This window comes from Natrinema thermotolerans, assembly GCF_031165565.1.
GTDB lineage: Archaea > Halobacteriota > Halobacteria > Halobacteriales > Natrialbaceae > Natrinema > Natrinema thermotolerans.
In genome coordinates this window covers 3,476,213-3,491,066 of sequence record NZ_CP101873.1, presented here as the reverse complement: position 1 = coordinate 3,491,066, position 14,854 = coordinate 3,476,213, and the positions used below count along the sequence as shown (strand labels likewise).

Here is a 14,854-nt window from a genome sequence, read left to right as displayed (position 1 = left end):
GGATCATCCCGGATAGACAGCGTTAGGGCTATACCCCGCGATTATCGCCCCGGTTACAGCGCCTGAGTAGGCCGATATCAGTACTTTCGAGGGCCTGATTCAATTTTTCCAACGGGCGACAAGACCGACCATCACGATAGCGGGCACGCCAACGTATTCCAGCGGAATTCCATTATCCGATTCCGTCGGGATAACGATTCCACCCTCGCTCGGTCCATCGATCGATCCCGGAGTGGATTCCGTGTCGCTTTCGTTGGCTTCAGCACCAAAGACCGTGGTGTAGGAAGCCGCCGAATCCATCCCATAGATCGTTCGTGTCGTCTCATTGTAGAGCGGATAGTCGGAGGTCCCACGAACAACGCTCATAGTCCCGGAGTCCACCTCCGGATAGAACCGGACATCAACCACCGTCACCTCACTCCGCTGCTCGTCGATCTCGAGTTGGGTCTCGATCTCCTGTCCCAGTTCTTCGGTCTGAACGAGCGGGAGCGGTTCCCCTGTTTCGAGGGATCGGCCGATCGAATGCTCAGTACCGTTCAGGTCGAACGACTCGATGTAGACTGACTCGACATCGGCTCCCGTGTACTCCCACTCCAGCGTCCCACTATCCGTCTTGAACTCGAACTGGTGTTCCCCAGCTGGGAGTGTCTCGACCTCCGGCTCGACAGTCACGGACTCGTTGAGCGTGCCATTGTATGCTGCAAAGACTTCGCCCCCTCGTATGAGACGAGGATTATCGACAGATCCGTCCGGTGTGAAGGTAACCTCCATGTCGGTCTGTTCAGTATCGAACTGGAGTACATCCGTATATCCATCAGCCGCAGCAAACGGCCCATATTCGACAGTGTTCACGCCAGCACCCTGCAGTTCGGCAACAGGCTCTCGAGCAGAGACGATGTCTGTCTTCCCCGTTACTCGTTGGTCTTCGCGTGTGAATTCGTAAGCGAGCCTCACATCACCAGTCGTGTTCCCCTGGAAGTCTACCGTAAGCGGGTATGCGTTGTCGGTCACCAAGTCGGCGAATTCGGTCTCATCACCGAATGAGACCTCGCGCCCACCGAGCGTCGCCGTGAGATTCGTTCTGTTGACCGTCGTGTCTTCGTGGAGAGAGATCGTCGCGGTCTCAGCGTAGTCGACGTCGAAGGCCACCTCTGCCTCACTTCCGGTCAAGACGACATCGTCCTGTTCGGCTAAGTCCGCACTGAAGACGGGCGTCAATGCAAAGTCGGCGACCGTCGTATCCCCACCGCCAGTCGTCACTTCTCTCGTCTCAGATTCATAGGTCGCCGCCTCGACATTCAGGGTATACTCGGCGTATGAGTTGACAGTAGCCGTGAATTCGCCGTTGCTGTCGGTCGTCATAGACTGGGCTCCAATCTCAACGGTGGCGCCGGAGATCGGTTCGCCGACACTGTTCTCGACTGTCCCAGTAATCGTCGATTCTTCGTCAGCCGTTGCGACTGCACTCAGGCCATCGATCCGTCCTTGACCACCACGGATATCCCCATCGTGACCGTCGGCAGTATCCATCAGGATTTCTTTGACATCTCGATTGTCCAGGTCCTCATTCACGGATAGCATGAGTGCAACTGTCCCGCTGACGTGGGGCGCGGCCATACTCGTCCCCTGCATCGACCCATAGCCGCCTCCGGAAACCGCACTGGTGATGTCAACACCGGGAGCCGCGACTGAGGGCGTATGGTACTCGTCTGGCCAATGGTCTCTGGCGGTACTTCCCCAGTCCTTGTCCGTATCAATCCAAGCGCCGCTCGAGAACTCAGCGATCTGATGACTGTCATCGTGCGCACCGACACTGATGACATCGTAGATATTTCCAGGTGTTCCTGCCTCGCCGACGCCATCGTTCCCGATCGAAGCGACGACAGTGACACCGACATCGTCCGCGTTCTCGACGGCATTCGCGTAGAACGTTGAAAACCCGTCTCCGGAGAGGCTCATACTGATAACATCAGCGTTGTTTTCGATCGCCCACTCCATCCCGGACACGATATTACTGGTATAGCCAGAACAGCTCCCGTCGCTGCAGTCCGTCAGTACAGCCCCATGGAACAGATTCGCCTTCGGAGCAACACCGATATACTCACCACTCGAGTCGCCGCCAACGACCGTGCCGCTCACATGGGTTCCATGGTTGTCGTAGTCCATCGGCGTCGCTGATGGTGTATCGTCGAAGTCCTTCCACTTCGCTACATCAATATCTGGGTGCGAGTCATCGACACCAGTATCGAGTACGGTCACGTTCACTCCCTCTCCCATCGTATTGTACTCTTCCCAGACCTCGGGGGCACCAACAGACTCGACTCCCCATGCGCCGCTTTCAGTGGCAGCCGACTCCGTCTCTTGAACCGAAACCTCTGAGTTCTTCTCGATGGTCTCAACGCTATCCAACGCAGCCAACGACTCGATATCGATAACAGTCGTATCTACCTCGAGCAAGACGGCATTCGTCAGCCAGAACCCCTCTTTGAACTCGATTCCGTCCGTCTGATTCGCGTGTTGTCTAATCGGAGCCTGCGCGCCTTCTGCCTGTGCCTTCAGCTCCTCTATCTTCGAATCGTCTTCTGCGGTCACTCCAAAGAACGGGTAGTCCTCGACACCAACGATCACTTCAACTGTCCCGTTCGCGTTCTGGAGTTCCGAATCCACCTCCGTTCCTCCATCAGTTGCAACGACTGGAAATGGAACAAATAGCGAAACAAGGAGCAGTGTTGCCACTGTCAGACTTAGAGTACGGTTCATTACTTCACCCGGCTAACTTGCGATACTTAACTGATATGCCGGGTCTTACCGTCGGGCATAGAGGACACCAAGAAGCCCGAGTACCAGCGCGAGAGTTCCACCGAGTACCACCGTATCCTGTGACACAGACGGGACCAGTCCTCCACCGCTACTGATCGGGATTCCACCAGAGTTACTGACGAGATTGAACTCCCACGAGTCGCCCTCCGTCACGCTGTAGATCGTCAGGGTGTCAAACTCGTAGTTATCGTACTCAGCGTCGTTCTTGTAGACCTGTGCATTATCGTACTCCGAAAGGCCATCTGCTCGAATTGTGAGATTGATCTCGGTCCCTTCGACCTCGGAGTCTCCCGTAGACAGGTCGATCGTATTCCCGTTCTGGGTGATGTTATTCTGCATCACGAGACGGACCGGGTCCTCAGAACTGACCCGAGAGTCTACGTCATACTGGTGACCATTGAGATCCAGCGTGTCGACGTGAGTGCGCCCGTCGGTATAACCGACATATTTCCATTCGACCTGTTCACTCCCTCCGACAGAGACTGAGAGGTCATGCTCACCAGCGAGGACGTCGACACCGACGTTAACAGTCGCTGACTCACCAGCGCCAAGATCGCCGTCGTAGCTGGCATCAGGATAGCCGTTGCCCGTAAAGTCGATTTCCGGATCAACCGACTTGAGGTAGTTCGGAGTGTATTCAGATACCTCAGTACTGGTCGCTGTATAGAAGGAACTCCGATCCGCATAGAAACCAGAGATGTTCTGCTGTCTGGTCTCTGTCGACCAATCATCGGTCGATACTTCGAGAAGGGAGCCGGTCTGCTCAACGAACAGCGTCCCTCGAGGCGAATAGTAAGCAACGGAGTCCGTTGTTACTGACGTGACTGTCGGGTCTATGAGTTCCCCACTGTCGTATTGAGTGACAACCACCCCATCACCGGATACGGCAGCGATCTCGTCTCCCGAGGGAGACCACGTCAGGTTGTCCAGCGATGAGTCCGGACTCTCGACTCGGTCGCGTTCAGATCCTTCCCAGACCGTCAAGTGGTCTTGCGTCCCGATCCCGAGTTCACCGGTAGGGGAGTACGAGAGTCCCGTTACGATCTCGGTTGTATCAATGGTCTCGTCGACTCTCCACTCCTCGGCGTAGATCTTGACTTGGTACGGGGTCGAACCGTCGACGAGGGCCAGCTCACCGGCAGGCGACCAACTGAACAGCTTCCGGTCACCAGCTGAAACGAACTCGAGGGTCTCAACCTTCGTATAGTCGTCAGTCTCGTAGATGTGGAGTGCGTCACTCTGGATTGCAAGGTAGTCGCCATCCGGGGAGAACTCGAGGTGGGATACATCTCCGACCTGAAGCGGAGAATCCGTATTCGTGGCGTATACGTTCCCATCCGCCGCAGCGGCGACGGTTCCGTTATGCGCACCGATCACACTCCCGCTGATTGCTGCTGTATTGACTTCCTCCCAAGACGTGAACTCGCTCACTCCCGTGAACTCGATCTGAGGAGCGACCTGCTGGTACTCAAACTCGAGCGTCTCACTGTCTCCGGTGCCAGTTACAACGGGGTCCGTTTCGACGGGTGTCCCCTTCTCATCCGGTCCTTCGATTACGATCTCGCTTGACGCCTCAGCACCCACTCCCGATGTGAGTACGAGGACAACGATCGCCAGTGTTGCCACTGCTTGTTGTGTCGATCTCATGGTTATCTACGTCGGTACGCGATTACGCCTACAAGACCTCCGATACCAACCAGACCGAGCGAGACGTACATCGCCCACGAACGGCCACTGTCTGTCGGAAGGAGGCCGCTGCTCTCAGTTACTGTTACCGAGAACTCGGTCGAATCAGTCGCCATTTCGACTGAGTAATTGTACTCGCCCGGTCCATCAATGGGGAGGTCAAACGAGACGGTCCCCTCGGTCACTTCGCGGTCGTCCACGAGTTCGCCATCGACATAGAGCCGGGCCGTCTCCGTCGTCGCTACACCACCGACGTTTTCGAACGTAATATTGGCAGTTGCGTTCTCCCCGTTGTCCACTGTCTCGGGAGTATCTACATCGGTAATGCGGAGGTTCCCTTCAGCGAGGGCGGTGACATTCGCCTCATCCCAGTCATCCTCTGATGAGACGGTATACTGGTACTCTCCCGGCCCATCAGCCTCGAGATCGAAGTGGACGGTCTCGTAGCTATCTCCCTCGAGTTGGATCTGTCTCGTCGCTACCTCTGTCCCGTTGAAGGAATAGGTGAGGTTCTGCGTATCCGCCGTCTCGCCGGTATTGATCACATCAACTCGGACCGACACAGGGTCACCGGCGACGATCTCCTCAGGCGGCTCTTTGATGACGACGTTGAACGCGGACTCGCTCAGAACGGTAACGGTCTCGTTCCGTTCGTCATCAGCAGTTGTGAACGTCGCCGTGTACTCGCCTGCCTCAGTCGGTTGCCACTCGAAGTCGACGGTAGCCGATTCGCCGCCCTCGAGTGTGACTTCAGTCGAGTCCACCTGCGTTCCGTCTATCTCGAAGGTGACGTTCTGTGTGGCGTCCGTATCGCCGGGGTTCACCAGATCAACCGATACGGGCCGTATCGTCTCCTCGACCCCATCCTCGATACCTATGGTCTCAATCTCAATCGCTCCCGGCTCCTCAACGTAGGCAAGGTCAGTTCCGGAGTCGTCGTCAGAGCGAACTGTGAGGTCGTAACTGGTCCCACCGGTCGCCGGTTCCCAGCCAAAGGTGACGTTCGTCGGTTCGCCTTCTGCGAGCGTCACATTAGTCGAGTCGACCTGATTCCCGTCAGCTTCGAGGACAACCGACTGTGTTACCTCGTTCTCGCCGGTGTTCGTGATCGTTGCGTTGACGTTCATCGTCTCACCGACGAGAACAGTGTTGCCCGTAACTCCAGAGACATCGAAGTGCGCCTGTCCGACGATGTAGGCTTCACTGGACATCGAGCTGTTGTCGGACGACGCAGTCATCGTGTACGTCTGCCCGCCGTCACCGTTCTGTGTCTGCCACTCGAGGGATACAGTTGTACTCGCTCCGCCAGCGAGCGTGACATCCGTTGCATCAACCTGTGAGCCGCCGACCTCGAGTGTGATGTCTTGTGTCCCTTCAACTTGACCGAGGTTCTCAACGGTGACTTCGGTCGTGACCGGATCACCCTCAACAACGTCCGTAGCAGGGTCAAAGCCGGTGATATTGAAGTCTGGTGGGGCTTCGTCGATGAAGACTAGGCCAGTAGCTGAATCGTCCTCAGAGGAGACCTCAACATCATGTGAGCTTCCCGCGTCATCCAAAGTAGTGGTCCACTCGAGTGGGACCGTCTTGGACTCCCCAGAAGCAAGGGTTACGTTCGTTGAATTGACCTCCTCGCCGTCGACTGTGAGTAGAAGGTTCTGTGAGACCGCCGTATCTCCAGGATTCTGAATATTGGCAGAGACAGTTGCTGTCTCTCCCGCAGGTACGTCTTCCGTCTCGATATTTCCGATCTCAACTGAACCAGCTACATCCCACGAGACTGTATACTCATCAACCGCGTCGCTCGCATTTGTGAGCGTGTACTCGACATAGACATACCCGGATTCATAGTAGGTATTAGATGTGACTCCACTGCCTTCAGTCACATCAGAGAGAGTTATCGTTGATGCGGAATCAGCAGGGTACCGTTGGATGTATGATCCAGACTCGTACTGTACTTTGTTATCGTACATGGTAGCAACCTCACCATCATTCAATTCGGTATTGCTGGTGGCCCCATGTTTGTCCTCTAGTGATTCAGTGTAGTAGAGTTCTCCAGACCAATCACCAGAGTCTGACTGTGTAGTGACATTCCCTTCAACGTAGATTGACGGTCCGTTGTAGATTGAGTTACTCCCCATCCAGAATTCGATGTTATCAGATGATAATGGGCTGCTTTTAGTTATATTGTCGTCACCCCGAATATACACTTCTCCACTGAGTATCGGTGTACCTTTCCCTGACATCTCTATGTAGCCTTTTACATATGTATTATTGGTGGTGAGCTCAGAACCATCTATCGTCACACCCCCATCTACATAGAGTTTATCAACGGTGGTATCCGAAGAAATAGTCACATCACCATTAACGTAATAGGCACCACCAGAGTCATTCATCCCATCAAGCTCTGAAGCAGTTATCTGTGTTGCTTCACTTTTTGGGTCTGAGATTCTGAGCTGTCCGTTCTCAACGGTCACATTGTCGCTCTCATACGGATCGAAGGTCCCAGTGAAGTCTTCTGTCTCATTCTCTTCCGCCGCTGCTATCCCTGTTATTCCGACCGCGAGGAGACACCCCACGAGGATAGCGAGCGTTGCCACTCTTTTGTATCTCATTAGTTTATCACTTAGTTGTCATCACTTAATCTATACGTCCGGTATAATCAGAACCGGGGGAGGCGGCTTCACCAATTGCGGGGTATAGCCGTAGGGGAATTCGGGATCCTCACCGCCCGGAAGAGAGCCCACAGACGCGGTATTCGCGGTCATACGATCGCCTCCAGCTGATACGTAACCCACCGGATCATCCAGGTAGTCACGACGACGATTCCGACCGTCGCGATCATTTCACCGAGGACCCCAGCCATGTACTGGTCCGTCCCGGCGATCGGAACCAAGCGAGGCTCGAGCGTGATGTAGCCCTTGGCCCAGTTGATGAACGGCGGATTGATCCAGACCTCGAGGAACGCAGCGAACCCGATCTGGGTGATGCCGATTACGACGAACCATGCACCCCGAACGGAGCGGCGGACCCCTTTGTGGAGCCCCATCCCGACGAAACAGGCTCCAATCCCAACGAGCATGATCGCCATGAACTCGTGGAACGTATGCCCGAGGATGAGCAGCCCCATCGACGACAGATAGGAGACTGGGCCAGCGAGCAGCGCCTCGAGCGGGCCGCCAGCGATCCCGATACTATTCCGAATTAGAATTCCGGTGAACGCTCCGAAGAGGACACCCGCGTTCACAGCCATCACGAGGATCAACGGGAGGAGCAATCCGGCAGTCGCTACACCAGCACCCAACCCGATCACACCTGCACCGAGGGAGAGACCAGCGTTGTTCTTGAAGAGCAGGACGGTATGGTCGACCGCCGCTCGAGGGAGCTGAGGGATCGTCAGCCCAAGGATCGCCTGAAACTGCGAGAGGAAGTAGAACGCCATCGTCAGGTGGTACTGGAAGAGGTCACGGAGGAGCGCCGTATCCGGGTGCGTTCCGATGACGAAGGCGACGCTGAACCCGACGCCAAAGAGGATCGACGTATAGAAGCCAGCGAGCCGGACAAGGGTCGATCGAGCGTCCGTATCGCTATTGTAGAGCGTGCGCTGGTTTGCGAGTAGCCACCGCCCAAAGAGTAGCAGCCCAAGTACGACAGACCACATCGAGATGTCGACATCCGCTAACGGAATCGTATATGTTGTCCCAGCTGGACCAATGAGGGACGTGAGCCAGACAAGAAGGTATACCTCGAGTATAGTCGTGACGAGGATGTACAGCTCCTCTGAGTGGCGAAAGCTCTTATCGCGGACGATATGGTAGCCGTCCTTCAGTGGGTTTGTCCAGAAGACGTAGAGGGCCGCCCGCAGGACAATCGCGAGGGCGAGATATGGGTCTGTGAGTAGCGTCCCAATCATACGGGCGAGATCACCTCTTGGAAGCGAGCAGCGATGGAGTCCCAAAAGTACCACCCAAGTCCAGTCAGGACCGAGACCAGACCGATCCACGGCAGGACGAAGCCGACTCCTGCCACACCGATGATCGCGGAGAGGCCGACCTTGGTACGCGTCTGAAGCTGTCTGAGTGTCCAGTCGCCAACGGGGAGCGCGATCGTCCCGAAGTGGTGAAGCCAGATCACCGAGACCAGACCACCGGTCAGGATCGTCTGTGTCTGGATGTACGTCCCCTGCCCGAGGTCTACGAACCCACCGAGAGGCCACTCGAGCCACGTATTCGCTACTACGCTATCCGTGAAGTCCGCCCCGATAGACCCAACAGCCCCACCAGACGTCGCCGTCGATATCGAGATCGACTTCTCGACTCGAACATCGTCGTGGGTTGCAGTGATCGTGATCGGTTCCCCAGTGTAGTCTTCGGCAACGACCTGGAACTCCCAGGACTTGGACATCCCGGAGTCAACAGTCCCGTTATCGGGGCCAGAGACCTTTCGAACGATGTCCTCGTCGTACTCGAGTTCGTACTCGATCTCTGCGTCGTCGATTTCGAAGACCTGGAACTGTTGGGTGACGTGTATCGTCCCACCGGGCGACTCCGAGAACGAGTCCTGCCCACCGATGAGGATATCGTAGACGGAGACTTCCCAACTCTGCGTATCTGTCCCGTGCCCACCGTGGAACACTTCGGCAGTAACCGTGTGTCTCCCCGACTCGTTCCACGTCTGCTCTAGCGGTGGAATGTCGCCGACAGGGACGTCTGTATAGTGTTCGACCTCATCTCCATTGACGTACCAGCGGACATCGTCGACGTTGCTGGTGATGTCATTACCCTCGACGCCCGTGATCTGGAATCTGTCAGTCGAGTCGATCGCCGACCGGAACTGAGTCTGCTCGATATCACGCGGGGTGTCCGAGTTGTACCCACCAGTCACCTTCCAGTCCGTAATCTCGACATCCTTTGTACTCTCCTCGTAGGTCAACTCCCACGACTCGAGTGTGTCAGTCCCACTCTCAGAGATGAATTCGAAATCGAGGAAGAGGTGCTGGTTCTTGTACTCGGTGAAGTTGATCGCACACTCATTACGCAGATCAACACGAGAATTGACTACATCGGGGACCGTACAGACCACCTCATCCTGCTGGTTGACGAATTCAGCCGTAATCGATGCTCCCGTCGTATTCGTCCCCTCAACTACAAGTTCGTCCAATGCACGTGCTTCTGAGAAGTCGAGCCCTTGCTCCGGATCAAACTGGTCATGGGCACGAACGGTTTCATTCGAATCGTAGTGTTCGTGGTCTAGTGAAATATCGGTGATTTGGGGAGCATTCCCGTTGTCTGCGAGTCGTACTTCTCCACTTGGACGGAATTGGACCCGAAGAGAAACCTCGCCTGACCCGTTGAGTTCGGTATTGAATGTAAGCTCCTTACTATCACTTTTCCCATCCGGGATATCGAACGAATCATGCGTTTGCCATGATCCAGATCCAGTTCGTGTTTGGACTTGGAACTCATACTTGTCGTATACATCCCCTGCTACATCGACGGTTCCTGAAACGGTTCCATTCGGTCGGTCAAACTCGATCGGTTCGCTTGTCCATTCGGCAGTAGTCGATTGGGTCTTATCGTATGAGTCGTACCTCGCATATCCGTTCGGAAACACATATCGGTAGCGCCCATCGACATTAGCACCGATCGCACCAACACCGTAATCATTACCATACGATACCGGTCGAGTCTCAATTATATTTCCACTCTGGTCAAATTCGACATACTCTCTGTCGTCTTCATCATACGTGATGAACGTATCAGACCCCTCTCTGTAGCCGAGTCCACGATGATTGTACAGGGTACCAACATCGTAGTCACGAAGGATCTCGGCCTCGATATTACCGGCCGATTCGTAAATACCGTCAATCTCTACCTCAAGGATATTGGTCGTCCCAGAATCGTAGTCACTCGCTGTTGAGTCCATAATGAAGTAGCGGTCATCACCACGGGGAGACTTCGTGATACCGAGTTCCTCAGTCCCAAACCCAAAATCCACGTATTTGACTTCCGGGGTACTCCCATCTCGGATCAACACAAAGTCATCCGATGGTCCCCAATACCCTGTCATCAGATCTCCTAATCCACTCCCGGAGACGTCGACTAATCCACCAGTGTCATAATTGTTACTCCCGAAAGGGCCATGGATAGAAGCGATTTCATCCCCATTTTCGTCGTATATCAGATCTGGAGAATTGTAGCGGGTGATAAGATGCATAAGCTCGCCATTATGGACGGTTACAGCCGTTCTATCCATTGGTCCCGAATAATATGCAGTTAGCCCTTTGTACCCGTAGAATCGGTGGTGTTTCACATCAGTTCGGTCAGAATCCACAACAGACCCAGAATTCACGGCCAACCGACCAGATTCGGCTGTATTATTCAGGATCTGGGACGTGTTATACGAGTCCGACGTTCGACCCACCTCGTATCCACTGGACGTATTGACTACGTTCCCCTGAGGCGTCGTCATTGACCAGTCTTCCTGGGCACTATCGCTGATCGTATTGGTGGAGTTCGACTGGGCGTTGCCCACCCCGATCGCGCCGAGCGAGGTGACCAGTAAGACGGCGAATACGGCCGCCGGGATTGTTGAGCGTTTCATAGGGCGTTCGTACAGGAGTCAGCCGGGCGTTGCAACTCGGCGTAGGGAGCGTACCGTTTCATTGGAGAGACGCCTCTGGGCGCTGTGACACGCGCCAGAGGTGAGGTGTGTCAGTTCTATTCCGAGCTATTCAGCGTGATTTCCGAGCTGCTGGACGACTCCCGCCGCCAGTTGATGATGTCCACGATCGCCACCAGCGCGTACACCATCACCGCCGAGACCATCGCCGGGAGGATGTACTCCTCGAGGGCGTTGCCACGGGCGATGTTGAACACGATGTACGCGAGGACGTTGTAGACGAAGATCGTGATCGAGTCGTCGATCAGGTTCACCTTCCGGGGCTTGACGAATCCATGCCACACCGCCAAGACCAGCGGGATCAGGAGGAACGACGTCGTCGCGATCAGATACGGGAAGACCAACGCCTCACCGCCCATTACCGGGACCGGAATCGTCTGGGTGAGGATGAAGTCGTGGACCTGCTGGGCGTGACTGATGTCGGTCAGCGCGAAGAGCGCCGACAACAGGAAGCCGAGGGACACGATCGTCCCCGCGGCAATGGACGCTGTGATGAACCAGTCCATCCACGACTCTCCCGGGTCCTTCGTGAAGTCTCGGGCGAGACCTCTCAGGTCCGGGACCAGCTCGCTAATACTCCCGCGTGCTGAGGTTACGAGTGACATTGGTGATCACTCCATCAGGTTGTAGGGTCGCGTACTTGCAGCGGCACTTACAGTGGCGACAGCGAACCCAGCGAAGGTGACGATGGTATCGTCTACACCAACGTACTCACCGACGACAGAGCCACCAGTGAAGCCGTCAATGACGAGTGCGATACCAGCGCCAATCCCGACAAGCCAGATGAGGACTTTCGGGTTCGTCAGGCCGCCCTCATTGATCGAGAATCCACGGAGACCGAATCGCTCGGGGTCTCGAGAAACGTAGAGGGCACCACCGATGATCCCGATGGCGCCGATCCCGAGTACAGCGGTGATCCCGAGTACAGCGGTGATCGGTACAACGTCGCCGATGTTGGCGAACATCGCACCATCGCCGCCTTCATCGATCTCGTACGCGTCCTGAGCTTCGCTCGTCGGACCGTCGGTCGGGGTCTGGATGCTCCCGACAGTAATCGCGTCGTCACTGTTTGCGGCAGTGACCGTCCCGTTCAGTTCAAGGGTATACGTCACCGTATCGTTATTCGGCTGGGCGGCATCGTAGACGTACTCCTTCTGGCTGTTCTCTTCACTGATCTCCTTCAGCGTGAGGGTATCAGAGTCGAGTTCCGTGTTGTCCTCAATATCGCTGAAGACGTTCTTGTCGAAGCCGAACGTCAGCTGGAGGTCACTCAGGTCGAGGTCCTCGTACGGCGTCCCGTTCCGCGTCATGTCGACGGTGAACTGGACGTTCTCGCCGGTCTCGTTCGGCTCGTAGGTCGAGCCATTGAACTCGCCGTTGTCAGCTTCGAGGGAGTAGTCAACGACCTTGTCGGTGTGGTAGACCATGTACTCGGCCGTCTCTGTCCCCGGTCCATCGACAAGGTTCGCGTAGTCGGACATCACGACTTCGTCGACGGTGATCTGCGCCATGCTCGAGGCACCGTCAATCGGGGACCCGATCTCACCGTCGTTGCTCGTGTAGAGCTTCGCAGTGAGGTCTGAATCGTTCTCGAGACTGTCATCAAGGTCGACGTTGACCGTGTCGTAGTCGCCCGCGAGCGCGTCAGAGGCACCGACGTAGGCCAGCTCACCGTCGTCGTTCTCCGTGACGGCACTCCCGTTCTCGACCTCGTGGACGACAACGAAGAACTCGTTCTCGTTCGCAGCGCTCAGGGTAAGCCGCTCACCGTCGGACTGCTGGTCCGCGAAGGAGATCGAGGCGCTACCAGTGTAGTTCTCGTCGACGGGTTCTGCGTCAGTAGAGACATAGGGGAGCTGCGCCGTGTCGAACGTGACACGGAGGTCCTCAACCGTCACCGAGTCTGACCCAGTGGTCTCGGTGACCTCGACGTCTCCAGCTGCGGTGATGGAGACATCAAAGTCACCAGCACCGCTCGAGTTGACTACGTCGGCGCTAGCCGCGTAGGCGTCGGTCTGATAGGTGACCGTCTCGCCTGCCGTGAGGTTAATGTTCTCCGTTAGTGCGACGGAGACGTTCTCTTCGTCGGAGTCCACGCTGATGTGGACCGGATCGTCGTATGTCTGTACGTCTGTGTCGGATTGGGCAGCGGCGCTCCCTGCGAACGCCGCGCCACCGACACTGAATGCCATGATCGCGACCATGAAGATCGCGACGAGTTTGTTCCGTTTCATGAATTTCTACCGGTTGCCCATGCTGTATACCCTATTCCGACGACGGTGAGCGCAAGCGCAGCACATACCAACGCAACGTGCCACCACTCGCCGAGGAACGAGATACCGGGGAGATCAACGCTCGAATCACTCGAGAGAAGTCCACCGTCCGAAGTCTCGATATGGTAGTCGAGGGTCGGGTGTGCCTGATTGTCGACCTCGTCAGCACTCAGGTCGACCGTCCAGGTCTCGCCCGGCTCCATCGGCTCACTGTACTGGACGACGTACTCGCCGTCGTCCCACTCACCAGACGGATCGCTCTCGATGTTCTCGCCGGACCACGTCGCCGTCACTGAGTTGTCGTTCAACTCGGGGACGGTCCCGAAGCCGATGTTCCGGATAGCGACTTCGAAGTTCCCGTTGCCCTGGTCCTCGACGTCAGAGACGAGTACACCGTACTCGTGGCTCACCAGAAGCCCCGTTCGGAGGTCGGTGAACTCCGCGATCGACGTTACAGACGCGTTCGTGTGGGACTGAACGTCGACAGGGTTATTCGTCGAGTATACCTTTGTAGTGTTCTCCCACGCGTCGAGCGTGTCAGTAACTGCGGAACCGAGGTCATCGGTCTCCGTCACGAGCAACGAGGTGTTCTCTCCGGAGCCGACCTGTGACACGTGGTGAACGAGTGTCGGACTCGTCACAGCGACATGCTCCGTGTCGTGTGCGAGGTCACTCGCAACTGCCTGCGGTGACCCGTTCAATGTCGCCTCGTCGACGGTGTAGTTCGCCTCGAGTTCTCCGATCGTGCTATCCGAGACACCGGGGGTCACGTAGACCGTCTGTGCCTCCAGCGAGTCGAGAGCGCTCTGGATGTCGTCAATACCTATGGACTGTTCCAGGACAGGACCGAGATCGTCGTTCGCCAACGCCGCACTGACCGTTGCTCGATCACTATCGACCTTGGAGGTCAGGACGACGGAGTCCGCCGACTCCCATTCCATGGCCGATTCGTAGAGCAGGTGGCGGTCCTCCGCAGCTTCGATCTCGGTGGTCACGTCGATCCCGAGGGTCTCGAGGTCAGTGGCAGCCGAGTCGAGGTCGTTCCCGACTACGATTGCCTCGTCAAGATCCCCGTTGTCAACGCGCTCAGAAAGAGTCTGCACTGCCTGTACATCGAGTCCATCGGCGTCAGCCTGTACTACGGTGTAGTCGTTCGCACTCGCGATCGTATTTGCCGCGAGTAGAGACGAGTCGGCTTCGCCAACGGCGACGACTACAGTGTCGCTCGTCGCAGCGTCTGGTGACGCGCCCGCTACGGGCATTCCACCAGCCGCGAGGGACAGCATAAGCACTGCTATCAGCACAAGTTTTCTCATATAACCGACTCACCCGGAGCTACCGGCTACGGCGACTTAAATGAGCTAAACGGAATGCGTTAAACAAGGAATATGCGA

General features: G+C 56.2%; 8 protein-coding genes. All 8 read right to left on the bottom strand.

The genetic code is table 11. The annotated features are described in order from the left end of the window. Positions 1-99: 99 nt before the first annotated feature. Positions 100-2,760, bottom strand: a complete 2,661-nt coding sequence (locus tag NP511_RS17890) for a S8 family serine peptidase (RefSeq protein WP_084158314.1) — start codon at positions 2,758-2,760, stop codon at positions 100-102. Positions 2,761-2,805: 45 nt separating this feature from the next. After that, positions 2,806-4,467: a WD40 repeat domain-containing protein gene (locus tag NP511_RS17885; RefSeq protein ID WP_049966532.1), complete on the bottom strand. Its 1,662-nt coding sequence runs from the start codon at positions 4,465-4,467 to the stop codon at positions 2,806-2,808. Positions 4,468-4,469: 2 nt separating this feature from the next. Next, positions 4,470-7,121, bottom strand: coding sequence for a CARDB domain-containing protein (locus tag NP511_RS17880; protein ID WP_084158313.1), 2,652 nt, complete (start codon positions 7,119-7,121; stop codon positions 4,470-4,472). Positions 7,122-7,270: 149 nt separating this feature from the next. Continuing rightward, entirely contained in the window at positions 7,271-8,419 is a 1,149-nt protein-coding gene (locus tag NP511_RS17875; protein WP_049966530.1) for a hypothetical protein, read from the bottom strand. Further along, on the bottom strand, positions 8,416-11,109 hold the full coding sequence (locus NP511_RS17870) for a hypothetical protein (RefSeq protein ID WP_136396904.1): 2,694 nt from the start codon (positions 11,107-11,109) through the stop codon (positions 8,416-8,418). The genes NP511_RS17875 and NP511_RS17870 overlap by 4 nt, the downstream gene beginning before the upstream one ends. Positions 11,110-11,225: 116 nt before the next feature. After that, positions 11,226-11,693 carry a hypothetical protein gene (locus tag NP511_RS17865; RefSeq protein WP_049966528.1) on the bottom strand — a complete coding sequence of 156 codons (468 nt, stop codon included), beginning with the start codon at positions 11,691-11,693 and terminating at the stop codon, positions 11,226-11,228. Between the two features lie 105 nt (positions 11,694-11,798). Further along, positions 11,799-13,421, bottom strand: coding sequence for a DUF7282 domain-containing protein (locus tag NP511_RS17860; RefSeq protein ID WP_049966527.1), 1,623 nt, complete (start codon positions 13,419-13,421; stop codon positions 11,799-11,801). Beyond that, positions 13,418-14,776 (bottom strand): hypothetical protein, encoded by a 1,359-nt coding sequence (locus NP511_RS17855; RefSeq protein ID WP_308986945.1) that lies wholly within the window; start codon positions 14,774-14,776, stop codon positions 13,418-13,420. Before NP511_RS17855 ends, NP511_RS17860 begins: the two co-directional genes overlap by 4 nt. Positions 14,777-14,854: the final 78 nt, after the last annotated feature.